The following is a 26,029-nucleotide window of genomic DNA, read 5'->3' on the forward strand; positions in this document are numbered from 1 at the left end:
GGATCAACGATCATGAAGACATTGTTGCAGCGATTCTTGGAAGACGAAACAGGCGCTACGGCCATTGAATATGGCCTGATTGTCGCCGTGCTGTCGCTTGCCATCGTCGGCGGCATCGGCAAAGTCGGCAATGCGATCCAGTTTCTGTTCAGCGACACCAACAGCAAGCTTGCCAACGCCTTCGCCGAGCACTGATCCGGAGCGCCGTCACCGCCCGTCGGGATTTTCCAGTATCGTTTTCAGCGAGACCTTCGCCGAGCCCGGTTTCAAGGGCTTTTGCTGCGAGGCATCGGGTGCCCAGCCCGACATCCAGACAACAGAGAAACTTGCCCTGATCCGACCGTCGGCGTCCGAAAAGCGTTCGGCATAGATTTCGGCGGCACGGCCAAACAGCTTCCGCGCACCCGGCCGTCGGCTGCGATCGGTCAGCGCGCTGGTTTCGCCCATCGCCCTGAGATCGGCAGCGAGATCGAACAGAGTGTCGTAGCGGACGGTCAGCGTTTCGACGTCGGCCACCGGCAGCGCAAGGCCGGCGCGCTGCAGAAGTGCGCCGGCGTCGCGGACATCGGTGAAGGGGATGACACGCGGGCTGGCGCCGCCATAAAGCTCGGTCTCGGCGGCGAGCAGGCTTTCGCGCAGTTCTGAAAGTGTGCCGACGCCGGCGAAGGCGCCAAGGAAAAGCCCGTCGGGCCTGAGCGCCCGGCGGATCTGCACCAGCATGCCGGGAATGTCGTTCATTGCCTGCAACGACAGCAGCGAGACGGCGAGGTCCAGGCTTTCCGGCGGAAACGGCACGGTCTCCAGCGGTGCCAGCAGCCCTGGCCGGCTGTCCAGAAACATTGGGTCCGCCTCGACGCGCACGATCTCCGCTGCCTTGCCGCTCGCAGCAACCACATCCGTTGCGGCCGGCGTCTGGCAAAACAGCACGGCGGCCTTGCCGAATTTGCGCTCGACCGCGCCGAGCCGGTCAGCGAGGTCTTCCGCTGCCCGCCGCATCAGAAAATCGGCGCCGGCCACGGGATGGCCCAATGCCCGGCGCTTGTGTGTCAGCCAGAGCTCTGTATCGATGATGGGCTGCAAGGCAAACATCCCTGTTTGTCCGCCTTGTGATATGGTGGCGCGGACGACAAACCACGTGGCCGATCCGGTGATGGAGATCAAGAGCCTCGCTCAAACCATGTTGAAACGGGCGGTGTTGGACTGGCCGGCACGGATGCTGTTCCCGCCGGTCTGCGCCGGCTGCCGCAGGCATGTCTCGCAGCCGGGCGTTTTGTGCGGCGCCTGTTGGCCCAAGCTCAGGTTGCTGGAGCGGCCGTGGTGCGCGGTGATGGGCACGCCATTCACCCACGACATGGGCGAGKGGTTCCTGTCGGCCGAAGCGATCGCCGATCCGCCGCCTTTCGAGCGGGCGCGGGCGGCCGTGGCCTATTCGGGCGTCGCCCGCCAGATGGTGCAAGGGCTGAAATACCAGGACCGCACCGATCTGGCGCCATGGATGGCGCGCTGGATGCTGCGCGCCGGCGCCGAACTGATCGCGGACGCCGACGTCGTCGTGCCGGTGCCGCTGCACTGGCGGCGCTTTTTCAGGCGCCAGTTCAACCAGTCGGCGGAACTGGCAAGGGCTGTTTCGCAGCTCAGTGGGTTGCGTTTCTCTCCCTCGGCGATCCGGCGCGTCAAACTCACGCGCCAGCAGGTCGGGCTGGAGCGGCAGGAGCGCGAGGACAATGTGCGCGCCGCCTTTCGTGTGCCCACGGAAGCGGAAATCGAGATCGCCGGCCGCCGCGTGCTTCTGGTCGACGATGTCTACACCACCGGCGCCACCGTGCGCTCGGTCGCCAAGGCATTGAAAAAGGGCGGCGCCGCAGGGGTCGACGTGCTGACCTTCGCGCGTGTCCTGCCGGGGGACTTTCGGGCCGACGAGTCCGCGACTATATAAGATCGGGGAAAGACAGGATTGCAGGCTGATGCTCGATGTGACGATCTACACCCGCATGATGTGCGGCTATTGCGCGGCGGCCAAGCGGCTGCTCGATCGCAAGGGTGTTGCCTACACCGAGCATGATGCTTCCTTCTCGCCGGAATTGCGCCAGGAAATGATTTCGCGGGCGCACGGGCGAACCACCTTTCCGCAGATTTTCATCGGCGACACACATGTCGGCGGTTCCGACGAACTCCACGAACTGGAGGCGCGGGGGCAGCTGGACAGGCTGCTTGCCAACGGCTCGACGGCACGGACCGGTTCGTAGAACCGCTCCGTTTTTTGTTTTACGCAATTCCGGACGGAAAACCGCGACACACTTTTCCTGGAATTGCTCAAAAGGGACATGACAATGGGTGTTTTCAAGGCGGCGGCGATCCAGATGCGTTCGGGCGAGAGCCCCGAACGCAACGCGGTCGATCTGGAACGGCTGGTGCGCGAGGCGGCAAGCCTTGGTGCCACCTACATCCAGACCCCGGAAATGACCGGCGCGCTGATCCGCGACAAGGAAGCCAGGGCGGCCTCCTTCACGTCGGAAGACAAGGACATTATCGTTTCGACCGCGCGCAAGCTTGCCAGCGAACTCGGCGTCTTCCTGCATATCGGCTCGACCGCCATCCTGCGTGCCGACGGCAAGCTCGCCAACCGCGCGCTGCTGTTTGGACCGGACGGCGCCACGCTTGCCACCTACGACAAGATCCACATGTTCGATGTCGATCTCGACAATGGCGAGAGCTGGCGCGAATCCGCTGCCTATGAGCCGGGCACCGAGGCCGTCGTTACCGAGATAGATGGCGCCAGACTTGGCTTCGCCGTCTGTTACGATCTGCGTTTTCCGCAGCTGTTCCGCGCCGAGGCGCAGGCCGGCGCCGATCTGCTTTCCGTGCCCGCCGCCTTCACCCGCCAGACCGGCGAAGCCCACTGGCATGTTCTGCTGAGGGCCCGCGCCATCGAGAACGGCGCCTATGTCGTCGCCGCGGCGCAAGGTGGTGTGCACGAGGACGGCCGCGAGACCTATGGCCATTCGCTGATCGTCGATCCATGGGGCCGCATCATCGCTGAGGCGGCGCATGCCGAGCCTGGCGTGATCGTTGCCGAGATTGACACCGCACAATCTTCGGCTGCGCGCAAAAAAATCCCCAACCTCAAGAACGCGCGCGATTTTGCCGTCAATGCCGGCACGGCAGAAGTGCCGCGGCTGAGGGGCGCAGCTTCGTGATCCGCTTTGCCCTGATCTGCGAGCATGAGCACGAGTTCGAGGGCTGGTTTCGCAGCAATGACGATTTCGACACGCAGAAAAAGCGCGGCTTCGTCGATTGCCCGAGCTGCGGTTCGCACAAGGTGCAAAAGGCGCTGATGGCGCCGGCGGTCTCCACCGCCCGCAAGCAGGAAACGATCGCGCTGGCCATGGGCGAAGCGCAGAAGCAGGCTTTGGCGCAGCTGAAGGCGATGGCCGAGAAGGTGCGTGAGAATGCCGACTATGTCGGCGACAAATTCGCCGAGGAGGCGCGCAAGATCCATTTCGGTGAAACCGATGCGCGCGGCATCTATGGCGAAGCGACGCTGGACGAGGCCAAGAGCCTGGCCGAGGACGGCGTCGAGTTCATGCCGATCCCGAGTTTTCCCGACGAGCGGAACTGAGCGATCAGCTCACGGCTTCGATCAATTTGCCAAGCAACCGGGCAAGCGTCTGACGTTCATCGCCGCTGAGGCCGGCGAGGATTTCGTGCTCGTTGGCGACGTGGGCGGTCAGGGCCTCGTCGATCAACGCCAGGCCCTTTTCGGTGAGTTGAACGACGATGCCGCGTCGGTCGTTGGGGTGGGGGCCGCGCAGGATCAATCCTACCTTTTCCAGCCGGTCGAGCCGGTTGGTCATGGCGCCCGACGTCACCATCGTCGCCTCGTAGAGAGCGGTTGGTGTCAGCGCATAAGGCTGGCCGGAACGCCGCAGCGTTGCCAGCACGTCGAATTCGCCGGCCTGCAATCCGAAACGGGCAAATAGCGGGGCGAGGCGGTCGCGGGCGACCAGCGACGAGGCTTCATTCAGCCGTCCAAGCACCAGCATTGGCGAGACGTCCAGATCCGGCCGTTCGCGTTTCCATTGCTCGACCGCCTTTGCCGCGCGATCCATTTGTCTTACCATTAAATATCTTTACGTTAAGAATCTTTGTGCTATGCTACCTCAAGATACAAGACCGGCGCAGCGCCGCAAGTGCCAATTTCGCAAGTGAGTGGACGGGACTATCCGATGAAATTGCTCTGGGAATCGGCGCTCGGCCTGCTGGTCGTCACCGGCGGCCTGCTCGGCCTGACCCTGCCTTTCGGCAAGCTGGCGACGGCTGCCGGCGTTCCGGCCATGGTCTGGGCCTTCGTCATATCGTTCGGCGCCGGCACCGTGCTGCTGTGTGCTTTGCTTGTCAGCGGCCAGCGCGTGCGGCTCACCCCGCACCGGCTGCGCTATTTCTTCATCACGGCCGCCGTATCCTATGCCGCGCCCAATTTGTTGATGTTTTCGGCTATCCCGCATCTCGGCGCCGGCTACACCGGCATCATGTTCACGCTGTCGCCTGTCGTCACGCTGGTGTTTTCCATCCTGCTCGGCGTCCGGCGGCCCAACATGCTCGGCATCATCGGCATCGCCGTTGGCTTCATCGGCGCGGTCATGGTGGCGGTGACTCGAGGCGAGGCCGGCCAGCCGGCTGATGTCTTCTGGGTTCTGGTCGGGCTCATGATCCCGGTCAGCCTTGCTGCAGGCAACATCTATCGCACCGTCGACTGGCCTGAAGGCACCGGCCCGATCGAGCTTGCGGTCGGCAGCCATCTGGCCTCGGCAACGCTGCTGCTGATCGGAATTCTGGCACTGTTCGGCGTCGGCGCCTTCGCCCCGCTCGCCAGCGTGCCGCTGGTCGTCGTCGCGCAGGTTGCGTCAGCTTCGGCGATGTTTGCTTTCTTCTTCCGGCTGCAGGCGGTCGGCGGACCGGTCTATCTCAGCCAGATCGGCTATGTGGCGGCGGCCGTCGGGCTGTTTGCCGGCACGATCTTCCTCGGCGAGCACTATCAGTTGCTGACCTGGGCCGGTGCGGTCATCATCACCATCGGCGTGATCATCACCACCAAGGCACAAAGCCAGAAGGCGTAGCGGGTTAGATCTCGTTCGCGTCGAAGCGTTTGCGCAAGGTGGGCGGGGCGACATTTCGCCAGGCCGTTCGAATTGCGCTGCGAAACGTCTGTTCGTCGCAGGCTTCGAGCATGATCGACGTCCAGCCCTTTTGGCCCCAACCGCCGGGCACCGGCCTGAAAACCGACGGTTCGGCCGCCGCCATCATCTCTTGCTGGTCGCGGTCGAGCTTGACGACGGCACGGTCGGCTTCGGGCAGCGACACGAAGATGCGGTTGCGGACGCGGAAGTCAGCCTTGCCGAAATGCGATTTCTCGACCGTTTCGGGAAGATCGAGCGCGAGCTTTCGGGCCTTCGCTATGTCCACGGCCGCCAACGCTCCTTCGTTCAGACCGACCCCTTCTCGGCCAGCACCATGTAGTTGACGTCCATGTCCTTGGAGCGCTGCCAGCGGTCGGCGAGCGGATGGTAGATGACGCCGGTGCGGTCGATGACGGTCATGGCGGCGCTGCCCAGCGCCTTTTCCAGCTCTTCCGGCCGCACCAGCTTGCCGAACTGGTGGGTGCCGCGCGGCAGCCAGCGCAGCACATATTCAGCGCCGATGATGGCCAGACCGAGCGCTTTCAGCGTTCGGTTGATGGTGGCCACGAACATGATGCCGCCGGGCTTCACCATCTCTGCGCACTTGCCGATGAACAGGTCGATGTCGGCGACATGCTCGACCACTTCCATGTTGAGGATGACATCGAATTTCTCGCCGGAATCGGCAAGGTCTTCCGCGGTCGTCGCGCGGTAGTCGACCGTGACGCCGCCTTCGGCCGCGTGCAGCTTGGCCACCTCGATGTTGGTTGCCGACGCGTCGGCGCCGACCACTTCGGCGCCCAGCCTGGCCATCGGCTCGCACAACAGCCCGCCGCCGCAGCCAATGTCGAGGAAGCGCAGGCCTTCGAAGGGCCGCGCCGCGCGCGGATCACGGCCGAAACGCGCCGCCACCTGGTCCCTGATATAGGCCAGCCGGACCGGGTTGAACTTGTGCAGCGGGCGGAATTTGCCGTTCGGGTTCCACCATTCGGCGGCAAGGGCTGAGAAGCGTTCGACTTCTCCGGCATCGATCGTCGATCGACGGGGCTCTGGCATGGGGCGGGTCTCCTAGAGCTCTTTATTCGGGCGCAATTTCGGACGGAAAACCGGTTCCCACTTTTCCTGGAATTGCTTGGGAGCGTTAGGAAGTCGGGTGTGAGGCCGCGAATGTCAAGGCAACAATTTTCCTTGCTGACATGGCGGCACACCCTGTCAGGGGCATGTCAGCTGCCAAACGCCGCGATGAAACACGGTTGGCCTGGCGGGCGAAAGAGGAGCATCGTTTTTGAAATCGAATTCGATGGAGTGGATCCATGACATTAGCGCCAGCATCGATTCTTTGGTGTCGGCTGGATGTAGAGGGCCACGATTCCTGCCTGCTTTCGCAGGCCGAGGACGGCTACAGCCTCAAAGGGGCAGGCCATTTTCGTCCAGGATGACAAGCCATGCTGCCTTGCCTATGAGGTGGTCTGCGATGCCGGCTGGCACACAAGGGCAGCCCGGGTGGATGGCTTTCTCGGCCTGCGCGAACTGCACTTTGTCATCGAACGGGATGCCGCCGGCCAGTGGACGCTGAACGGTGAAGTCCAGCGGGACGTCGCCGGCCTGGTCGACGTCGATCTCGGTTTCACGCCGGCATCGAACCTGCTGGCGATCCGCCGGTTCGACCTCGGCGTCGGCCAGGCAACACCGGCGCCGGCCGCCTATCTGACCTTCCCCGAGCTCAAGCTGACGCGCCTTGAACAGAGCTACCAGCGGCTCGATGAAGGCCGCTACGCCTATGCCGCGCCGATGTTTGGTTACAACGATATCCTCGTGGTTTCAGCGGCGGGCTTCGTCGTCAGCTACCCCGGCCTGTGGACAAGCACGGCTGCTTCGGCCTGACGGCGGCTGAGCCGCCGCCTATTTCGCGTCCAGCACGTCGCGCAGTTTTGTCGCCAGTTGCTCGATGTTGAAGGGCTTGGCCAGGAAATGCACGTCATGGTCGAGCACGCCATTGTGGACCACGGCGTTCCTGGTGAAGCCGGTGGTGAAGATCACCTTCAGCTGCGGCAGGCGCGCGACCGCTTCCTCGGCGAGCTTGCGGCCGTTCATCACCGGCATGACGATGTCGGTGAACAGAAGTGCCACGCCCGGATTGTCCGCCAGTTTCTGCAAAGCTTCCTGGCCGCTGCCGGCATGGATGACGGTGTAACCGAGTTCGCGCAGCGCATCCGTGGTCGAAGCGCGCACGCGGGCGTCGTCCTCGACAACGAGGACCGTCTCGGTGACCGCGGCGAGATTGTCACCTCGGGCGGTTGGCAGGACCGCCTCTTCCGCACCGAAGAAGCGCGGCAGATAGAGCTTGATCGTCGTGCCTTCGCCGGGTTCGGAATAGATCTTGACGTGGCCGCCCGACTGTTTGACGAAGCCGAAGACCTGGCTCAGCCCCAGCCCAGTGCCCTTGTTGACCGGCTTGGTGGTGAAGAACGGCTCGAAGGCCTTCTCCATGACGTCCGCCGACATGCCGGCGCCGGTATCGCTGACCGCGATCATCACATACTGACCGGCTTTGACCTCGGCATGGGTGACGGCGTAGCTGTCGTCGAGATGGCTGTTGGCGGTCTCGATGGTCAGCTTGCCATTGTCGTCCATGGCGTCGCGGGCGTTGACCGCCAGGTTGAGGATGGCGTTCTCGATCTGGCTTGGATCGGCATGGGTTTTCCACAGGCCGCCGGCCAGCACGGTTTCGATGCGGATGGTTTCGCCGAGCGCCCGCCGCAACAGGTCCGACATCCCGGTAACCAGACGATTGGTGTCGACCACTTGCGGCGCCAGCGGCTGCTGGCGCGAGAAGGCAAGCAGCCGGGACGTCAGATTGGCGGCGCGCATCGCCGCGTCGGCTGCAGCCTCAATGAATTTCGCGACGTCGTGCTCGCCGCGCGCGAGCTTGCGCTGGGCGAGGTTCATGGCGCTGATGATCACCGCCAGCATGTTGTTGAAATCGTGGGCGATACCGCCGGTCAGTTGGCCGACCGCCTCCATCTTCTGCATCTGGCGGATCTGCGATTCGGCCGTCTCGCGCGTCCGGATCTCGTTGCCGAGCTCGATGTTCTTGCGCATCAGCTCTTCCTGGGCGAGGGCTACCTCGCGGAAACGGCGGCGCGACAGCCGGATCGTGTAGGCGCCAAGCAGAAAAATCGCCAGCAGAGCTGCAAATGAGCCGATACGCAGCCAGTTTTCGACCCGGTCGGTATGTTCGTCGCGGGCAGCGATTGCCGCGCCGCCGATGCGCCGGATGGTGTCCATGCTGGCCCTGATCTGGTCCATGGCCGCCTTGCCCTGGCCGCCGCGAACCAGTTCCAGCGCTTTGGCCGCATCCCCGCGATCGTAAAGCGCAATCGTCTGCGCCAGTTCGGCCTGCTTCAGCGAAAGCACGTCCTTGATGCGATTGATCTGCTGGACGAGTTCGTCGTCCGGCGCGGTCATGCTGTCGATGCGGGCAAGCTGGCCCGGTATGGCTTCGACCGCCTGCCGATAGGGCTGAAGGTAGGATTTATCGCCGGTCAGGAGATAGCCGCGCTGGCTGGTTTCGGCGTCCTGCGCCAGCGACAGCAGGCCGGACAGGGATTCCTGGTATTCGATGGCCTCGCGCGCCGCTTCGCGATTGGCCCTCTGCCCCTCGACCAGCACGGCGCGCGTGCCGACGATCAACGCCAGCACGGCGAAGCCGATGAAAAGCGGCAGCGATTGCCATCTCATGGCACGCCGAAGACGAGCAATCATTTGATATGCCGGACCAAAAGCAGTTCCCCGCGGGCAGCTTTTGGTAAGCGGCGGCGGGGCGGAACGCAATATGCCGTCGTCATGAAGCCGGCAATCCGTGGCCAGCCTTGCGAAACGGTGATCATTTGGCTAAGGAGGCCGCGCATTCAGCGGCCGGCTTCTGTCGGACGCTTTCTTCCCCTTTCGGCCCCGGGCCGGCTTCAGTCAAAGGCATTTCGCTTCCATGGCGCGCATCGTGATGAAATTCGGCGGGACCTCCGTCGCCGACATCGCCCGCATCCGCAATGTGGCGCGTCACGTCAAACGCGAGGTCGATGCCGGCCATGAAGTGGCCGTGGTGGTGTCGGCCATGGCCGGCAAGACCAATGAACTGGTCGGCTGGACGCGCGAAGCCTCGCCGATGCATGACGCGCGCGAGTATGACGCCGTCGTCGCCTCGGGCGAACAGGTCACCGCCGGCCTGCTGGCGATCACGCTGCAGAATATGGGCGTGCATGCTCGCTCCTGGCAGGGCTGGCAGATCCCGATCAAGACCGACAATGCGCATGGCGCGGCGCGCATCCTCGACATCGACGGCGCGTTCCTGATCAAGCGCTTCGGTGAGGGCCAGGTGGCGGTCGTCGCCGGTTTCCAGGGCATCGGCCCGGACAATCGCATCGCCACGCTCGGCCGCGGCGGCTCCGACACCAGCGCGGTGGCCATCGCCGCGGCGGTCAAGGCCGACCGTTGCGACATCTACACCGATGTCGACGGGGTCTACACGACCGATCCGCGCATCGAGCCCAAGGCGCGGCGGCTTAACAAGATTTCGTTCGAGGAAATGCTCGAAATGGCCTCGCTCGGCGCCAAGGTGCTGCAGGTGCGGTCGGTCGAGCTTGCCATGGTGCACAGGGTGCGTACTTTCGTGCGGTCGTCCTTCGACGATCCCGATGCACCCGGAATGGGGGATTTGCTCAATCCTCCGGGAACGCTCATTTGCGACGAGGAAGAGATCGTGGAACAGCAGGTCGTCACCGGAATTGCCTACGCCAAGGACGAAGCGCAGATTTCGCTGCGCCGCGTCGGCGACCGCCCGGGCGTTGCCGCCGGCATTTTCGGCCCGCTGGCCGAGGCCAACATCAATGTCGACATGATCGTCCAGAACATCTCCGAGGACGGCAAGTTCACCGACATGACCTTTACCGTGCCGTCGGGCGACGTCGACAAGGCGCTGGCCGTGCTCGAGCGCCTGAAGGCCTCGATCGGCTATGACGTCGTGCAGTCCGAGGCCGGCATGTCGAAGGTCTCGGTCATCGGCATCGGCATGCGCAGCCATGCGGGTGTCGCCGCCACCGCCTTCAAGGCGCTGGCCGACAAGGCCATCAACATCCGCGCCATCACCACCTCCGAGATCAAGATTTCGATACTGATCGACGGTCCCTACACCGAACTGGCGGTTCGCACTTTGCATTCCGTCTACGGTCTGGATAAGCAGTAGCAAGACTGAATCAGTTGTTGCGTGAGTGCCGGGCGCAGCCGAAACTGCGCCGGCAAGAAGCCCATTGGAGAAGAAGCCGCGATGCGTGATACGGCCAGTGGCCCGCGCGTTCTGCTGAAACGGCTCCGCGAGCTCATGCAGGAGCCGCTGGAGCCGCAGGAGCGGCTTGACCGGATCGTGCGCGACATCGCCTCCAACATGGTCGCCGAAGTCTGCTCGCTCTACGTGCTGCGCGCCGATTCCGTGCTCGAACTCTACGCCACCGAAGGTCTGAACCCGAACGCCGTCCACTTGGCGCAGCTGCGGCTGGGGCAAGGCCTGGTCGGCACGATTGCCGCCAGCGCGCGGCCGCTGAACCTCTCCAATGCGCAGGAACACCCGGCCTTTGCGTACCTGCCGGAGACGGGCGAAGAGATCTATAATTCTTTCCTCGGCGTGCCGGTGCTGAGGGCAGGGCGCACGCTGGGCGTGCTCGTGGTGCAGAACAAGACCATGCGCCACTACCGCGACGACGAGGTCGAGGCGCTGGAAACCACCGCCATGGTCATCGCCGAGATGATCGCCACCGGCGATCTGGCGCGCTTGACCCGGCCCGGGCTGGAACTCGACCTGCGCCGTCCCGTCAGCTTCACCGGCCTGTCCTTCAACGATGGCGTCGGCCTAGGCCATGTCGTGCTGCACGAGCCGCGCATCGTCGTCACCAATTTGTTCAACGAGGACAGCGAGGAGGAGGTCCGCCGGCTGGAGACCTCACTCGGGTCGCTCAGGCTTTCCATCGACGACATGCTGGAGCGCCGCGACGTCGCCTTCGAGGGCGAGCATCGCGAGGTGCTCGAAGCCTATCGCATGTTCGCCAACGACCGCGGCTGGGTGCGCCGGCTGGAGGAGGCGATCCGCAACGGCCTGACGGCGGAAGCAGCGGTGGAGAAGGTGCAAAGCGACATGCGCGCCCGCATGCTGCACATGACCGATCCCTATCTGCGCGAGCGGATGAGCGATTTCGACGACCTCGCCAACCGGCTGCTGCGCCAGCTGATGGGCCGCGGGCCGGAGGATGTCGCGGCGTCCTTGCCGAAGGACGCCATCCTGGTTGCCCGCTCGATGGGTGCGGCCGAACTGCTCGACTATCCCCGCGACAAGCTGCGCGGTGTGGTGCTGGAGGACGGCGCCGCGACAAGCCATGTTGTCATCGTCGCGCGCGCCATGGGCATTCCGGTCGCCGGCCAGATGAAGGGCGCCGTTTCCATGGCGGAAAACGGCGATGCCATCATCGTCGACGGTGAGGAAGGCACGATCCATCTCAGGCCGCAGCCGGACCTCGAAGCGGCTTATGCCGAAAAGGTCCGCTTCCGGGCGCGCCGGCAGGAAGTCTACCGCGAGCTGCGCAAGAAGCCGTCGATGACCAAGGACGGCGTCCAGGTCGATTTGCTGATGAATGCCGGGCTGGCCGTCGACCTGCCGCAGCTGGCCGAGGCGGGCGCTGCCGGCATCGGCCTGTTTCGCACCGAATTGCAGTTCATGGTCGCCTCGACCTTCCCCCGCGCAGAGGCGCAGGAAAAACTCTACCGCGACGTGCTTGATGCGGCGCGCGGCAAGCCGGTCACTTTCCGCACCATCGACATTGGCGGCGACAAGGTGCTGCCCTACTTCAAGGGCGCCATCCAGGAAGAAAACCCGGCGCTCGGCTGGCGCGCGATCCGCCTGACGCTCGACCGGCCCGGCCTGCTCAGGACGCAGATTCGCGCTCTGCTCAAGGCCTGCGGCGGGCGCGAACTGAAGCTGATGCTGCCGATGGTGACGGAGCTCGGCGAAATCGCCCAGGCGCGCGAGATCATTGACCGCGAAGTCAGGCATCTCTCGCGCTTTGCCCATCATCTGCCGACCAGCCTGAAACTCGGCGCCATGCTGGAAGTGCCGTCGCTACTGTTCCAGCTCGACGATCTGATGAAGGCGGTCGATTTCGTCTCTGTCGGCTCCAACGATCTGTTCCAGTTCGTCATGGCGGTCGATCGCGGCAACACGCAGCTGTCCAACCGCTTCGACACGCTGTCGGCACCGTTCCTGAGGGTGCTCAAGCAGATCGCCGACGCCGGCGCGCGCAATCACACGCCGGTGACGCTGTGCGGCGAACTCGCGGGAAAACCCATCTCCGCCATGGCGCTGATCGGCCTCGGCTACCGCTCGATCTCGATGTCGCCGGCCTCGATCGGCCCGGTCAAGGCGATGCTGACCGAACTGCCGCTGGAGGAATTGCAGGCCTTCTTCGACGACAATCTGATGGCGCCGGCGCATGGGCTGCCGATGCGGGCGCTGCTGCAGGCCTTTGCCGACGACCGCTCGATCCCGCTATAGCATCCGCCATGGTCAATCTTCCCCGCGAACGTATGGATCAGGTCGTCAAGCGTTTCGAGATGCTCGAAGCGCAGATGTCGGCCGGCCCGGCGGCCGATGCCTATGTGAAGATGGCGTCGGAGTATTCCGAGCTGCAGGAGATGGTTGCCAAGGTCCGGGAATTGCGCTCGGCCGAGCATGAGCAGGCCGACCTCGAAGCGATGCTTGCCGATAAACGCACCGATGCCGAGATGCGGGCGCTGGCCGAGGCCGACCTGCCCGGGGTCGAGGAGCGTATCGAGGAGCTGCAGAAGGATATCCAGATCCTGCTGTTGCCCAGGGATGCCGCCGACGACAAGAACGCCATCCTCGAAATCCGCGCCGGCACCGGCGGCGATGAGGCGGCGCTTTTCGCCGGCGACCTGTTTCGCATGTATGAGCGCTATGCCGCCGAACGCGGCTGGCGCTTCGAGACGGTGTCGGCCAGCGATGGCGATGCCGGCGGGTTCAAGGAAATCATCGCCACCATTTCCGGCCGGGGCGTCTTTGCCCATCTGAAATTCGAATCGGGCGTGCACCGGGTGCAGCGCGTGCCGGCGACCGAGGCCAGCGGGCGCATCCATACCTCGGCGGCGACGGTGGCCGTGCTGCCGGAAGCCGAAGAGGTCGACATCGACATCCGCGCCGAAGACATCCGCATCGACACGATGCGGGCCTCAGGTTCCGGCGGCCAGCACGTCAACACCACCGATTCGGCGGTGCGCATCACCCATCTGCCGACCGGCATCATGGTGGTGCAGGCGGAGAAGTCGCAGCACCAGAACCGGGCGAAAGCCATGCAGATCCTGCGCGCGCGGCTCTATGACATGGAGCGCAGCAAGGCGGACGAAGAGCGCTCCGAGGCGCGCAAATCGCAGGTTGGGTCAGGCGACCGCTCGGAGCGCATCCGCACCTACAATTTCCCGCAGGGGCGCCTTACCGATCACCGCATCAACCTGACGCTCTACAAGCTCGACCGGGTGATGATGGGCGAGCTGGACGAGGTCATCAATGCGCTGATCGCCGACCACCAGTCGAAGCTGCTCGCCGATATCGGCCTCGATGGCTGACATCCTGCCCGGCACGCTCGGGCCGCTGCTGCGGGCAGCACGGGAGCGGCTTGCCGCGGCCGGCATCGCCGATCCGGCGCTGGACGCCAGGCTGATCGTCGAACATTTTTCCGGTACCGACCGCACGCAGGCCATCGCCGAGCCGCAAAGGGCGGTCGACGCCGGTGCGCTCGCTGCAGTTGATGCCGCCTTGCGCCGCCGCCTCGCCGGCGAGCCGGTGCACCGCATCCTCGGCTATCGCGAATTCTACGGCCTGCGTCTTGGGCTGTCGCCGGAAACGCTGGAGCCGCGGCCGGATACCGAAACGCTGGTCGAGGCGGTCCTGCCTTTTGCCAGCGAAACGGCCAAAAGGCTGGGGGAATGCCGCATCCTCGATCTCGGCACCGGCACCGGCGCCATTGCGCTGGCCTTGCTCAGCTTGGTCCCGGCGGCGACCGCTACTGGTGTGGATATCTCGCAAGACGCGCTCACGACCGCGGCCCGCAATGCCGAGCAACTCGGGCTGGCCGGCCGGTTTGAGGCCCTGCACTCCGACTGGTTCGCAAAAGTTTGCGGCCGATACCATGTAATTGCCGCAAACCCTCCCTATATACCGTCTGAAGACATTGGAAATCTGCAGGACGAGGTCCGCGATTTCGATCCGCACAGAGCCCTCGACGGCGGTGTGGACGGTCTTGGCCCCTACAGGATCATCGCCGCCGAGGCGGCAAGGTTTCTGGAAGCACAAGGCAAGATTGCAGTCGAGATCGGCCACACGCAGCGCAATGAGGTCAAAGACATATTCACGGCAGCCGGCTACAGGCTGGCCGGGGCATTTGTCGATCTCGGCGGAAACGACAGGGTTCTTATGTTTGAACAGGGAAAGCCTTGACGCAGTGCAAAAAAGCGCTTGGCAATGCCGGGGAATGCGGCTAGGGTCCGCCTTAACCGGATGAGACGAAGCAGGCAGTGCTCTTAGCGATTCGGTTTTCCTTGGAAATAGCTGCCTTCTTGCGCAAACGACGCCCAAGCTTCGTGCGGGAATCGTCCGGCAAGTGATGTAACCGGAACAGGATGACACGTGGCGCCAACGCAATTGATGCGGGCGAACGCCGGTGAAGAAACGAAACGGCTGGCTGCATGAGCGCCTCCGTTCGTGAAACGTTTTTCGAAAATTTCAAAATGAAGAGAGTCTTATGAGGCCACAACAGCAGAACAGGCGCATGCGCGGTCGCAACAACAATGGCGGCGGCGGTGGCAACAACAATAACAACAACAACAACCGCAAGGGCCCAAATCCCCTGACGCGCAACTACGAGAGCAACGGCCCGGACGTGAAGATCCGCGGATCGGCTCAGCAGATCGCCGAAAAATACGCCACTCTGGCCCGTGACGCGCAAAGCTCCGGCGACCGGGTTATGGCGGAAAACTACCTCCAGCACGCCGAGCACTACAATCGCATCATTGCCGCCGCCCAGGCGCAGTTGCCGATCCAGAATGCTCAGCAAAACCGCGACGATTTCGACGACGACGAAGATCGCGACGATTTCGACAATGCCGGCAACAACAATGGCGGCGAGACGCAAGCTCCGCAGGCCAACCACGGCAACGGTCCGCAGCCGACGATCGAAGGCACGCCGGCCGAGCTGGCGTACGGCCAGGAGAACGGCCGCGAGAACAACAATGGCCGTGACAACAATGGCCGCAACAACAACGGGCGCGACAACAATGGCCGCAACCGCGACCGCCGCCCCAATGGTTATGGCCAGAACGAGCAGCGTGGCGACTATGCCCAGCGCGGCGAGCAGAACGGCCAGCGCGGCGAGCAGCAGCGCTTCACCGAAACCCCGGTGCAGGCGGAGGCCGTTTCCGCGGTCGAGCCCGAAGCCGAGACCGGTTTCTCGGAGCCGGCGCCGCTGTACGAAAACCTGTCGCCGGCGGCTCTTGCCGCCCGGGCCGAACTCAATGAGGCTGCTGCCGAGAACGGCGCCGCCCGCCGCCCGCGGCGTCCGCGCCGCCCGCGCACCAATGCCGATCAGGTCGGTGACGATAAGTCTGGTGGTGACTTGGTTGGTGCCGACCAACCGAACCGCGCCAGCGAGACCGCCGCAGCCACCGAGGTGGTGGATGCGGCGCCGGCTGAAAGCCCTGCCGTCGACCCGTTCGTCGTCGACGCCAACAACTGACCGGACAAGACGTCAATCGATGCAAACGGCGGAGAGAAATCTCCGCCGTTTTCGTTTGCTTAAAGCGCGTCGCGCTTTAAGTTTTTTGTTTTAATGCATGTCGTTGTCCCAGAACCGCCGGACACTTCTGGGCGACATGCATTGGGCATGCAATATCCTGTGCGGCAAGTCTTGAGCGGCAATGGCTTGCGCCCCATATCTGGCGTGAACTGGACCCGGCTCGGATGAGCGGGTCCGTCACCGCAATCGGATCCGGTGCCGCAAAGCGGGCCGGTGATGGAAGGAGACAGATATGAACCTCGAGAAATACTCCGAGCGCGTCCGCGGATTCATCCAGTCCGCCCAGACCATGGCGCTCTCGCGCAATCACCAGCAATTCACCCCCGAACACATGCTCAAAGTCCTCGTCGATGACGATGAGGGTCTGGCCGCCTCGCTGATCGAGCGCGCCGGCGGCAATATCCGCGACGTCAAGCTCGGCGTTGAAACCGCACTTGAGGCCATGCCCAAGGTGGAAGGCGGCAACGGCCAGCTTTATCTGGCGCAGCCGCTGGCCAAGGTGTTTTCGACGGCGGAAGAACTGGCCAAGAAGGCCGGCGACTCCTTTGTCACCGTCGAGCGGCTGCTGCAGGCGCTGGCCATGGAGAAATCCGCCAAGACGGCCGATATCCTGGCCAAGGCCGGTGTCACCGCGCAGGCGCTGAACCAGGTCATCAACGATGTCCGCAAGGGCCGCACCGCCGATTCGGCGAGTGCCGAGCAGAGCTACGATGCGCTGAAGAAATACGCACGCGACCTCACCGCCGATGCTCGCGCCGGCAAGCTCGACCCGGTCATTGGCCGTGACGACGAGATCCGCCGCACCATCCAGGTGCTGTCGCGGCGCACCAAGAACAACCCGGTGCTGATCGGCGAACCCGGCGTCGGCAAGACGGCGATCGCCGAAGGCCTGGCGCTGCGCATCGTCAATGGCGACGTGCCGGAATCGCTGAAGGACAAGCAGTTGATGGCGCTCGACATGGGCGCGCTGATTGCCGGCGCCAAATATCGCGGCGAGTTCGAGGAACGGCTGAAGGCCGTGCTCAACGAAGTCACCGCAGCGGCCGGCGGCATCATCCTGTTCATCGACGAGATGCACACGCTGGTCGGCGCCGGCAAGGCCGATGGCGCCATGGACGCGTCCAACCTGTTGAAGCCGGCGCTGGCGCGCGGCGAACTGCACTGCGTCGGCGCGACCACGCTCGATGAATACCGCAAGCATGTCGAGAAGGACGCGGCCCTTGCCCGCCGTTTCCAGCCGGTTTTCGTCGACGAGCCGTCGGTGGAAGACACGGTTTCGATCCTGCGCGGCCTGAAGGAAAAATACGAGCAGCACCACAAGGTGCGCATTTCGGATTCGGCGCTGGTGGCGGCGGCCACCTTGTCCAACCGCTACATCGCCGACCGTTTCCTGCCGGACAAGGCGATCGACCTCGTCGACGAAGCCGCGTCGCGGCTGAGGATGCAGGTCGATTCCAAGCCCGAGGCGCTGGACGAGATCGATCGTCGCATCATGCAGCTCAAGATCGAGCGCGAGGCGCTGAAGGTCGAGACCGACGACGCCTCGAAGGACCGGCTCGCCCGTTTGGAAAAGGAACTTGTCGGCCTCGAGGAGGAATCGACCGAGATCACGACCAAATGGCAGGCCGAAAAGCAGAAGCTTGGGCTCGCCGCCGACCTGAAGAAGCAGCTCGAAGAGGCCCGCAACGAGCTTGCCATTGCCCAGCGCAAGGGTGAATTCCAGCGCGCCGGCGAGCTTGCCTATGGCAAGATCCCGGAGTTGGAGAAGAAGCTGAAGGAAGCCGAAGCCCAGGACGGCAAGGCCGGCATGGTCGAAGAGGTGGTCACGCCCGACCACGTCGCCCATATCGTTTCGCGCTGGACCGGCATTCCGGTCGACAAGATGCTGCAGGGCGAGCGCGACAAGCTACTGCGCATGGAAGACGAGATCGGCAAGCGCGTCGTCGGCCAGGGCGAGGCGGTGCAGGCCGTGTCGAAAGCCGTGCGTCGTGCCCGTGCCGGATTGCAGGATCCGAACCGGCCGATCGGCTCGTTCATGTTCCTCGGGCCGACCGGCGTCGGCAAGACCGAACTGACCAAGGCGCTTGCCAATTTCCTGTTCGACGATGAGAGCGCCTTGGTGCGCATCGACATGTCGGAATACATGGAAAAGCACTCGGTCGCCCGGCTGATCGGCGCGCCTCCCGGCTATGTCGGCTATGAGGAAGGCGGCGCCCTGACCGAAGCGGTGCGGCGCCGGCCCTATCAGGTCGTGCTGTTCGACGAGATCGAGAAGGCGCATCCCGATGTCTTCAACGTGCTGTTGCAGGTGCTCGATGATGGACGGCTCACCGACGGGCAGGGCCGCACGGTCGACTTCCGCAACACGCTGATCATCATGACGTCGAACCTCGGCGCCGAATATCTGGTCAATCTCGGCGAAGACCAGGATGTCGACGCCGTGCGCGACGAGGTGATGAATGTCGTCAAGGCGTCGTTCCGGCCGGAGTTCCTCAACCGCGTCGATGAGGTGATCCTGTTCCACCGGCTGCGCCGGCAGGATATGGGCCGCATCGTCGAGATCCAGCTCAAGCGGCTGGAAAGCCTGCTCGTCGACCGCAAGATCACGCTGTCGCTCGACCAGGAATCGATCGACTGGCTGGCGGCCAAGGGCTACGACCCGGCTTATGGCGCGCGGCCGCTGAAGCGGGTGATGCAGAAGGACCTGCAGGACCCGCTGGCGGAAAAGATCCTGCTCGGCGAGATCCTCGACGGCTCGACCGTGAAGGTCACAGCCGGCTCCGACCGGCTGAATTTCCGGTCCAAGCCCACCGTGGTGGCGACCGAAGCCGCAGCCTGATACCGCGCCGCGCGTCCTACCGGGACGCGCGGCATTTTCCTATGAAATAACAATCCTTTGGCGGGTGCAGATGACGCTGGACGACTACAACAGCCTCTGCGCCTCGCTGCCGCAGACCACCCATGTCGTGCAGTGGGGTGGTGCCCATGTCTGGAAGGTCGGCGGCAAGGTCTTCGCTATCGCCGGCCATGACCGGGAGGGCCAGGTCTTCGTCACCTTCAAATGTTCGGAAATGGCCTATGACATTCTGAAGGACCAACCCGGCTGCCGGCCGGCGCCCTATCTAGCCTCGCGCGGTATGAAATGGATCCAGCGTCAGACAAGCCAAAGCATGGATGATGATGCGCTGAAGGACTATATCGGCGAAAGCCATCGCCTCGTCGTCCTCAAGCTGACGAAGCAGATGCGCAAGGAACTGGGCCTGTAGCGAACCTGAAATCCGCCATCTTCATGCCCGGTTCATGTTGGAAAGCTTATGTTCTGGTTTGCTGGCGAAGGGGTTTGCCTGCAGGCTTTTGACGGTCAGGGCGGTCCTTGTGCATCCAAACGGTGGCGAGAGCGTTCTGAAGGGATACTGCCGGGGCGGCGGCAATTAGGGACCGGAGAGTTTGACCACCATGTTCCGCACGATCTTTGCCTTTTCGGTGCTCGCCTCGGGGCTTGCGTCCAGCGCCATGGCATCGCCGACGATGGATAATGCACTGCCGGTGGTTCGCGCTGCCGATACCGCCGGCATTGTGCTCGCCCAGGAAGGCAATCTCGACATCTACTACGACGCCAGAGGCAACCGCGTCATTGTCGATGCCGACACCGGCAAGGTCATCGCCATCCAGCCGCCGCAGACCAGGCTCGACCGCCGTGCGCTGCGTCGCCAGATGCGGGCGCGCGAACTCGGACGCGCACCGGTCGAGGATGACGACCGCTATTATCTCGACGATCCCGAGGACATGGCGCGTTTCCGCCGCAAGCAATTGGAAGAGCAGGGGCAAATCCCCGGTCCGCCGATTGAGGAATACGATCCCAACAGCGACCGATTCCTTGGCGGCTATCCGCAGGATGACGCCACTGATGATGGCGACGTCTATCCGGAAGCGCCGAAGTCGGCCGAGCCGCGCCCCGTCAAGCGCCAGCCGCTGAACGAAGCCTCGATCGACCCGGCGGCGCCCGGCGACCAGGCCGCCCTGCCGCCCAAGACCGATGGCGGCAAGACTGTCGTCGATCCCTCGCTTTCACTCGGCGCGCGCCAGGATGTGGCTGCCTTGCAGGTGCTGCTCGACCGCGCCGGCGCCTCGCCCGGCGTCATCGACGGACGCTTCGGCTCCAATGTCGACAAGGCGCTGGCCGCCTACAACCAGATCACCGGCAGCAATCTGCGCTCGACCGACGCGGTCGGCATCCAGGCCGCGCTGGCGCAAACCGGCGGCGATGCTTTCGCCAATTACACGATCACCCCTGAGGACGCGGCCGGCCCCTATGTCGCCTCGATACCGGAAGACTACAGCCAGAAGGCGCAGCTCGACCGCATGGCCTACACCTCTGTCACCGAGGCCTTGGCCGAACGCTTCCATATGGACGAGAATTATCTGAAGGGACTCAATCCCGAGGCCGACTTCAACCGTCCCGGCACCATCATCAAGGTCGCCAATTTCGGCAGGCTGGTCTCCACCCCGGTTGCCCGCATCGTCGCCGACAAGGACAAGAAGCAGGTGTTCGCCTACGACGCCGGCGGCAAGCTGGTCGCGGCCTATCCCGCCACCATCGGTTCGGCCGACACGCCATCGCCGACCGGCACGCATACGGTGTCGCGCGTCGCGCTCGATCCGAACTACACCTACAATCCCAGCATCAATTTCAAGCAGGGCCAGAACGACAAGATCCTGACCATTCCGCCGGGGCCGAACGGTCCGGTCGGCTCGGTGTGGATTGCGCTGGACAAGCCGACCTACGGCATTCACGGCACGCCCGATCCCTCCAAGATAGGCAAGACCGAAAGCCATGGCTGCGTGCGCCTGACCAACTGGGATGCGCGCGAACTGGCCAAGCTCGTCTCGCCGGGCGTGACGGTGGAATTCGTCGGCGGACCAACAATCGCAGATGTCGGCGGCGGGACCTCAACCGATGAGTTTACGCAGCAGTGAGGCGCGCGGCGCGGCGGCATAGATGAGCTGTACCAGCAGGATGAAACCGATGCTGAGCAGCGGCGTGATCAGGCACAGCGCCGCGCCGGCCGCCCACAGCGCCTGTGCCTTGACGATACGATTGTAGACCGTGCGGCGCGCTTCAGCGTCCACATCCTCGGCGATCATGCCGTTCCTGTCGGCATACCACCAGCTGGCGAACAGCGTCACGCCCAGCATCAACAGGTTCAGCCAGTAGGCGATCACCGCCGTTTTGAACTCGAGGAAATCGGCCAGCAGGTCGGTCGAGAACGGCAGCAAGGCGATGAAGGCGAGAAAACACAGGTTCAGCGTGGCCAGCCGCCGGTCTGACCTGGCGATCAGCCCGTGCTGCGCCTGCTGGCCGAACCAGAAGATGGTCAGCGTCAGGAAGCTCAGCGCATAGGTCAGGAAGCGGGGCGCGAGTGCTGCGATCGCCGAAAGCAGCTCGCCCTCGGAGTGGACCGCTTCGTGCGCCGGCACGCGAATCTCAAGCACGATCAACGTGAGCGCGATGGCAAAGACGCCATCGGTGATGCCGACAACGCGCCCGCGCGCCTCCACCGATGGTTCGAGCGGTCGTTTCATGCGGCTTCCCCTTGCTTTGCGCGTTGCAAGAAACTTAACACGCCATGTGCCGGTTGCATCCATTGAGGTGGTTCCTGCCCATGCGGTCAGGTCGAATCTGGTTTCAAGGACTGCGGAGCTCTGGCTGGTTGTTGCCAGGGCATCGGCGGTCTAAGCAGGCGCTCATGAAGTCTCCCAGCGAAGCCGCAGCCGTTCCCCTGACCAGCTCTCTTTCCAATGGTTCACTTTGCCCGCCGGCGCAGCGCAAATTCGTGCTGGTCGCGGCGATCCTGGCATCCGCCCTCGGCTTCATCGACGGTTCGATCCTGGCCATCGCCATGCCGGCCATGCGCGTCGACCTCGGCGCCAGCCTGGCCGAGGCGCAGTGGATTTCCAATGCCTATGCGCTGACGCTGTCGGCGCTGATCCTGGCCGGGGGTGCGGCCGGCGACCGATTCGGCCTGCGCCGTGCTTTCGTCGCCGGCATCGCTTTGTTCATTGTCGCTTCGCTCGCCTGCGCGGTGGCGCCGAATGCGCTGGTGCTCATCGCCTTTCGCGCGGTTCAGGGCATCGGCGCGGCGATCATGGTGCCGGGCAGCCTCGCCATCATCGCCAAATCCTATCCGAAGAACGAGCGCGGCCGGGCGATCGGCATCTGGGCCGCCGCTTCGGCGCTGACGACGGCGCTCGGTCCGGTGCTGGGCGGCTTTGTCCTGGCGGCCTTTGGCGGCGGCATCTGGCGGGCGATCTTCGCCGTCAATTTGCCGCTCGGGCTGATCTCGATCTATCTGTTGTTGGCCAAGATTCCCGCCGACGCGCCAACGGAGAAGCGCAGCCTCGATCTCGGCGGGGCGCTGCTCGCAACGCTTGCCTTCGGGGCTCTCGCCTACGGGCTGACCGCGATGAGCGGTGAAGGCGGTGGACTGATGTCGGGGCCGAGCATCGCCGCGGGTGCGGTGCTGCTCGTCATCTTCATCGTCTTCGAGCTTCGGCAGCGCGAGCCGATGATCGATCTCAAACTGTTTCGGATCGGCGCCTTCGCCGGCGCCAACGTCGCCACCTTCTTCCTCTATTTCGCGCTGTCGGCCAATCTGTTCTACCTGCCGATGCTGTTGATTGCCGGATGGGGGCTGAGCACCAAGGAAGTCGGCTTCATCTTCCTGCCGCTGTCGGCGTCGATCGCACTGCTGTCGGGACCCGTCGGCCAATGGTCGGACCGGATCGGTCCGCGGTTTCCGATCGCCAGCGGCTGCCTGGTCGTGGCCATCGCCTTTGCCGGGCTGGCTTTGCTCACCCATGCCGGCATGCACAACTTCTGGACGGGCACGTTTCCGCTGATGGCGGTGATGGGGCTCGGCATGGCGCTGGTGGTGTCGCCGCTGTCGACGGCGATCATGACGGCGGTCGAGGACAAGGATACCGGCGCTGCCTCGGGCATCAACAATGCGGTTTCGCGCATCGGCGGGCTGATCGCGGTGGCGGCGATGGGGTCGCTCGCGGCCTGGGTCTATTCGACGATGCTCGACACCAGCGTCAGGCCAGGCATTCCGGGGTTCGGCGAACCGGCATTGGCGGGCCTTGCGCCCGAACTCGATGCGACACGGCTCGCCGCCAGCGATGCAGCGTTCGCGGCGGTGTCGACGGTGACGGCCGTGCTTTGCCTGCTCGCTGCCATCATCGCCTGGGCGACCGTTTCGGGGCAAAAACTGCCCTGGTCGCAAGGCAGGAAGAATCGGCAGCCCTAATTCGGGGGGGGTGATTCGAATTGCTCTGATTCGAGGCGACCTGGTTCGGCGCTCGCGGCCGCGAAAACTCAGCCTTCGATCTTGGCGCTCGCCACCTTCAGCGGATTGCTGTCTTCCTGCTTGAGCAGGTCGTCGATGCGCTCGCGTTCGCGCTTGAAGGCGACGAGGTCGTCGCCCTTCAGCACCTTGCCGACCGGCAGGCGCACGCGCATCGGGTCGACCTTGGTGCCGTTGACGATCAGTTCGTAATGAAGATGCGGTCCGGTGGCGAGGCCGGTCTGGCCGAGGAAGCCGATGGTCTGGCCCTGGCGGACATGAACGCCCGGCTCGATGCCTTTGGCAAAGGCGCTTTGGTGATTGTAGGAGGTCTCATAGCCATTGGCATGGCGGATGATGATCTGCTTGCCGTAGCCGCCGGCCCAGCCGGCCTTTTCGACGGTGCCGTTGCCGGCGGCAATGATCGGGGTTCCGATCGGTGCAGCCCAGTCGACACCGGTATGCATGCGGACATAACCGAGGATCGGATGGCGGCGGGCGCCGAAGCCGGAGCGAAATTTGCCTGCGGGCAAGGGATTGCGCAGCAGGAACTGCTCGGCGCTCGAACCGTCCTCGTCGAAATAGTCGGTCGAACCGTCCTGCATCTGGAAGCGGTAGAAATTGYGCGTCTGGCCGCCGAAGGTCGACGAGACATAAAGAAGTTCCGATTCGTCGGAGGCCTGGTCGTCGCCGTCCGGTTGCGAGAACAGGACGTCGATGCGGTCCGACGGGTTGAGCCTGGACTGGAAGTCGACGCCGGAGGCCAAAAGCTTGACCAGTTGCTGGGTCAGCTTCTTCGACATGCCATAGGAATAGGCGGCGCGGTAAATGCCGTCATAGACGTTCGGCAGATTGCCGCGCACCACCACCGGCGCCGACGAATCATCGAATGCCGTCAGCAATTCGGGGTTAGGCTCCGGCTCCTGCGCCGGCACATACTGGCCGTGATCGTCGAGCGCGATGGTGACGATATGCGTGGTCTTGTCATAGACGCTGGTGCGGACGACCTTGGCGGCGTCGCCATGCACTTCGAGCCCGACGCGCAGCACGGTCCCGGCCTTCAGCGCCGGTGCATTGAGCAGCTTGCCGATCGCTTCGGCCATGCCGGTCGCGTCATCGCCCGTATAGCCCGAATCGGCAAAGGCCTCGGCAATGTCGCGGTCTCTGGTAAAGGGGATGATTTCCTCGGCGAAAGCCGGGGTCTGGTCGTCGATGGCGACGCGCGGTGCCACCGAGACGTTTTCCGGCACGATCTTGACGTCGTAGGAGCCAGCCATCGATTCGGCGAAGGCGTCGCCGAATCGCTGCGGGTCGACATAATGCAGCGAAGCAACCTGGATAGCGCCGTCGCTGAGATCGGTGCCGGCCTCACGCACCACCTTTTCCACCTCGTCGGCGGACAGGTCGCTCTTTTCGTCGAAGGAGGCCGTCTCGATCGGGAAATCGACCGTCTTCAGGCTCATCTCGCTTTCGACCTTGGCGCCGTAGATCTGCCCGCCAACCGCGGAAGCCGTCGCCGGCTGCGCCGGCGTTGAGTCGCCGTCGTCGCCGAACACCTGCATCGGATCGAAGGGCGGATAGGCGCGGTTGGTGGTGTGGCCGGCGGCCAGCGCCATCTTGATCTGCACGAACGGCATGGTGTGGATAACGTCGCGGTCGCCGACCTTGGTCACCATCGACACTTCCATGCGCCGGCGATCTTTTGCCTTGGCGATCTGGCGCGGCGCCACCAGCCTGGTGGTCTTGGCGACCTCACCGGAATCGCCGCCGCTTTCGAGCTGGGCCAGTTCGGCGATTTCGGGCGGGGTTGCCAGCTGCTGGCGGCCGTCAAGGGCGGCAAACAATGCCACGCCCATCAGCACGCTTGAGGTCACGCCGGTAAGAAAGGTGCCCGACAGCCAGCGCGCCGAAACCTCGCGCCGGTCGGGCGGGCCGCTGCGGCCATCCGCGATCAGCGGCGGCTCATTGCCGAGTTCGGCTATGACATCTTCCGTGTCTGGCATCCAGAAAGGCTGCTTCTTCCCCGGGCGGAACGGCTTTTCGCTTCTGTTGGGCCATGACATTTGCCTGTCACGGCGGGTGAAGTCAACGAAGCGGCGAAATCCCCACTCACACGCTCTGTTTTACGACGCCTTATAGAGAGGCGTCTTTAGTCTCTTATAGAAGGTTCAAACCGGTGATGCGCAGGCCCCGTTTGGTCTCTTATAAGAAGGCGCCGCGCCGTTCGCGTGGGGGCCTTCTTTGTTGGCCTTGGTGTCGAACGGTAATGCGGCGGCAATAGGGCTCCTTCGTGGCAACCCCAACGTTCCCCTGGGGCAGTCCGCCGGCTCCGAAACTTCTGTCGCAAAAAGTTCAAAAACATCGTTGATGGCTGTTGACAGTTTTGGTTGGTGGCGACTATATACGCCTCACGAACGAGGGCGGTGCGCCGCTGGCGGCGAAGCAGTTTGCTTCTGAATAAGCCCTTGTGAGAATTCAAGAGAGCCGCGTAAGCGACACTCGGACGGCCCCGAAGCCACAAGCGTAACGGGCCACGACACCGCGTCTGCGGCGTCTGTTCTTTGAAAATTGAATATTGAAGAAAGAGAAACGTGGGCGGCAG

At 63.9% G+C, this 26,029-nt stretch carries 23 protein-coding genes; 16 read left to right on the forward strand and 7 right to left on the reverse strand.

Features of this window, described 5'->3' with window-relative positions; all coding sequences use genetic code 11:
* The first annotated feature begins 12 nt into the window (after nucleotides 1-12).
* The gene (locus AC1DYJ_RS31185) at nucleotides 13-195 is read left to right on the forward strand and encodes a Flp family type IVb pilin (RefSeq protein ID WP_477283380.1); all 183 of its coding nucleotides are present in this window, start codon (nucleotides 13-15) and stop codon (nucleotides 193-195) included.
* A gap of 12 nt (nucleotides 196-207) precedes the next feature.
* Here AC1DYJ_RS31185 and AC1DYJ_RS31190 read toward each other — a convergent pair whose 3' ends face one another.
* Nucleotides 208-1,080, reverse strand: coding sequence for a class I SAM-dependent methyltransferase (locus AC1DYJ_RS31190; RefSeq protein WP_477283378.1), 873 nt, complete (start codon nucleotides 1,078-1,080; stop codon nucleotides 208-210).
* A 55-nt stretch (nucleotides 1,081-1,135) separates the two neighbouring features.
* Here AC1DYJ_RS31190 and AC1DYJ_RS31195 point away from each other — a divergent pair, with 55 nt between their 5' ends.
* From AC1DYJ_RS31195 to AC1DYJ_RS31210, 4 genes are all read left to right on the forward strand, one after another.
* Nucleotides 1,136-1,936 (forward strand): ComF family protein, encoded by an 801-nt coding sequence (locus AC1DYJ_RS31195; RefSeq protein ID WP_477426369.1) that lies wholly within the window; start codon nucleotides 1,136-1,138, stop codon nucleotides 1,934-1,936.
* Between the two features lie 28 nt (nucleotides 1,937-1,964).
* Nucleotides 1,965-2,246 carry a glutaredoxin 3 gene (grxC, locus tag AC1DYJ_RS31200; protein ID WP_477283374.1) on the forward strand — a complete coding sequence of 94 codons (282 nt, stop codon included), beginning with the start codon at nucleotides 1,965-1,967 and terminating at the stop codon, nucleotides 2,244-2,246.
* An 84-nt stretch (nucleotides 2,247-2,330) separates the two neighbouring features.
* Nucleotides 2,331-3,197, forward strand: coding sequence for a carbon-nitrogen hydrolase family protein (locus AC1DYJ_RS31205; RefSeq protein WP_477283372.1), 867 nt, complete (start codon nucleotides 2,331-2,333; stop codon nucleotides 3,195-3,197).
* A complete protein-coding gene (locus AC1DYJ_RS31210; RefSeq protein WP_477283371.1) occupies nucleotides 3,194-3,619 on the forward strand; it encodes a DUF1178 family protein in 426 nt (141 codons plus the stop codon). Before AC1DYJ_RS31205 ends, AC1DYJ_RS31210 begins: the two co-directional genes overlap by 4 nt.
* A gap of 4 nt (nucleotides 3,620-3,623) precedes the next feature.
* On the opposite strand, the gene AC1DYJ_RS31215 is transcribed toward AC1DYJ_RS31210, so the two are convergent.
* Entirely contained in the window at nucleotides 3,624-4,109 is a 486-nt protein-coding gene (locus tag AC1DYJ_RS31215; protein WP_477283369.1) for a MarR family winged helix-turn-helix transcriptional regulator, read from the reverse strand.
* A gap of 117 nt (nucleotides 4,110-4,226) precedes the next feature.
* Between AC1DYJ_RS31215 and AC1DYJ_RS31220 the strand changes: the two genes are divergently transcribed.
* Nucleotides 4,227-5,117, forward strand: a complete 891-nt coding sequence (locus tag AC1DYJ_RS31220; RefSeq protein WP_477283367.1) for a DMT family transporter — start codon at nucleotides 4,227-4,229, stop codon at nucleotides 5,115-5,117.
* Nucleotides 5,118-5,121: 4 nt separating this feature from the next.
* Here AC1DYJ_RS31220 and AC1DYJ_RS31225 read toward each other — a convergent pair whose 3' ends face one another.
* Together AC1DYJ_RS31225 and ubiG are read right to left on the reverse strand one after the other, a co-directional pair.
* Nucleotides 5,122-5,463 (reverse strand): MmcQ/YjbR family DNA-binding protein, encoded by a 342-nt coding sequence (locus AC1DYJ_RS31225; RefSeq protein WP_477283365.1) that lies wholly within the window; start codon nucleotides 5,461-5,463, stop codon nucleotides 5,122-5,124.
* Between the two features lie 20 nt (nucleotides 5,464-5,483).
* Nucleotides 5,484-6,233 (reverse strand): bifunctional 2-polyprenyl-6-hydroxyphenol methylase/3-demethylubiquinol 3-O-methyltransferase UbiG, encoded by a 750-nt coding sequence (ubiG, locus tag AC1DYJ_RS31230; protein WP_477283364.1) that lies wholly within the window; start codon nucleotides 6,231-6,233, stop codon nucleotides 5,484-5,486.
* A 366-nt stretch (nucleotides 6,234-6,599) separates the two neighbouring features.
* On the opposite strand from ubiG, the gene AC1DYJ_RS31235 reads away from it, so the two are divergent.
* A complete protein-coding gene (locus AC1DYJ_RS31235) occupies nucleotides 6,600-7,061 on the forward strand; it encodes a putative glycolipid-binding domain-containing protein (protein ID WP_477426377.1) in 462 nt (153 codons plus the stop codon).
* 18 nt (nucleotides 7,062-7,079) lie between these two features.
* Here AC1DYJ_RS31235 and AC1DYJ_RS31240 read toward each other — a convergent pair whose 3' ends face one another.
* Nucleotides 7,080-8,918 carry a CHASE3 domain-containing protein gene (locus AC1DYJ_RS31240; RefSeq protein WP_477283362.1) on the reverse strand — a complete coding sequence of 613 codons (1,839 nt, stop codon included), beginning with the start codon at nucleotides 8,916-8,918 and terminating at the stop codon, nucleotides 7,080-7,082.
* 247 nt (nucleotides 8,919-9,165) lie between these two features.
* On the opposite strand from AC1DYJ_RS31240, the gene AC1DYJ_RS31245 reads away from it, so the two are divergent.
* The 8 genes from AC1DYJ_RS31245 (at nucleotide 9,166) to AC1DYJ_RS31280 (ending at nucleotide 21,061) form a co-directional block, all read left to right on the forward strand.
* Nucleotides 9,166-10,419, forward strand: coding sequence for an aspartate kinase (locus AC1DYJ_RS31245; protein WP_023685777.1), 1,254 nt, complete (start codon nucleotides 9,166-9,168; stop codon nucleotides 10,417-10,419).
* An 81-nt stretch (nucleotides 10,420-10,500) separates the two neighbouring features.
* Nucleotides 10,501-12,771, forward strand: a complete 2,271-nt coding sequence (gene ptsP, locus AC1DYJ_RS31250) for a phosphoenolpyruvate--protein phosphotransferase (protein WP_181061960.1) — start codon at nucleotides 10,501-10,503, stop codon at nucleotides 12,769-12,771.
* A gap of 8 nt (nucleotides 12,772-12,779) precedes the next feature.
* The gene (gene prfA / locus AC1DYJ_RS31255) at nucleotides 12,780-13,859 is read left to right on the forward strand and encodes a peptide chain release factor 1 (RefSeq protein WP_477283360.1); all 1,080 of its coding nucleotides are present in this window, start codon (nucleotides 12,780-12,782) and stop codon (nucleotides 13,857-13,859) included.
* Entirely contained in the window at nucleotides 13,852-14,730 is an 879-nt protein-coding gene (gene prmC / locus AC1DYJ_RS31260; protein WP_477283358.1) for a peptide chain release factor N(5)-glutamine methyltransferase, read from the forward strand. Before prfA ends, prmC begins: the two co-directional genes overlap by 8 nt.
* Before the next feature lie 304 nt (nucleotides 14,731-15,034).
* Nucleotides 15,035-16,024 (forward strand): DUF4167 domain-containing protein, encoded by a 990-nt coding sequence (locus tag AC1DYJ_RS31265; protein ID WP_477426371.1) that lies wholly within the window; start codon nucleotides 15,035-15,037, stop codon nucleotides 16,022-16,024.
* A gap of 292 nt (nucleotides 16,025-16,316) precedes the next feature.
* Nucleotides 16,317-18,923 (forward strand): ATP-dependent chaperone ClpB, encoded by a 2,607-nt coding sequence (gene clpB / locus AC1DYJ_RS31270; RefSeq protein WP_477426373.1) that lies wholly within the window; start codon nucleotides 16,317-16,319, stop codon nucleotides 18,921-18,923.
* 70 nt (nucleotides 18,924-18,993) lie between these two features.
* Nucleotides 18,994-19,350: an MmcQ/YjbR family DNA-binding protein gene (locus AC1DYJ_RS31275; protein WP_477289482.1), complete on the forward strand. Its 357-nt coding sequence runs from the start codon at nucleotides 18,994-18,996 to the stop codon at nucleotides 19,348-19,350.
* 190 nt (nucleotides 19,351-19,540) lie between these two features.
* Nucleotides 19,541-21,061, forward strand: coding sequence for a L,D-transpeptidase family protein (locus AC1DYJ_RS31280; RefSeq protein WP_477289484.1), 1,521 nt, complete (start codon nucleotides 19,541-19,543; stop codon nucleotides 21,059-21,061).
* On the opposite strand, the gene AC1DYJ_RS31285 is transcribed toward AC1DYJ_RS31280, so the two are convergent.
* Entirely contained in the window at nucleotides 21,035-21,730 is a 696-nt protein-coding gene (locus AC1DYJ_RS31285) for a TMEM175 family protein (RefSeq protein ID WP_477289486.1), read from the reverse strand. The genes AC1DYJ_RS31280 and AC1DYJ_RS31285 overlap by 27 nt on opposite strands.
* Before the next feature lie 101 nt (nucleotides 21,731-21,831).
* Here AC1DYJ_RS31285 and AC1DYJ_RS31290 point away from each other — a divergent pair, with 101 nt between their 5' ends.
* Nucleotides 21,832-23,391, forward strand: coding sequence for a DHA2 family efflux MFS transporter permease subunit (locus tag AC1DYJ_RS31290; RefSeq protein WP_025583822.1), 1,560 nt, complete (start codon nucleotides 21,832-21,834; stop codon nucleotides 23,389-23,391).
* A gap of 68 nt (nucleotides 23,392-23,459) precedes the next feature.
* On the opposite strand, the gene AC1DYJ_RS31295 is transcribed toward AC1DYJ_RS31290, so the two are convergent.
* The gene (locus AC1DYJ_RS31295) at nucleotides 23,460-25,430 is read right to left on the reverse strand and encodes a M23 family metallopeptidase (protein WP_477426375.1); all 1,971 of its coding nucleotides are present in this window, start codon (nucleotides 25,428-25,430) and stop codon (nucleotides 23,460-23,462) included.
* Nucleotides 25,431-26,029 lie beyond the last annotated feature (599 nt).

The sequence above is a fragment of the Mesorhizobium sp. P2_B11 genome, from assembly GCF_056404855.1.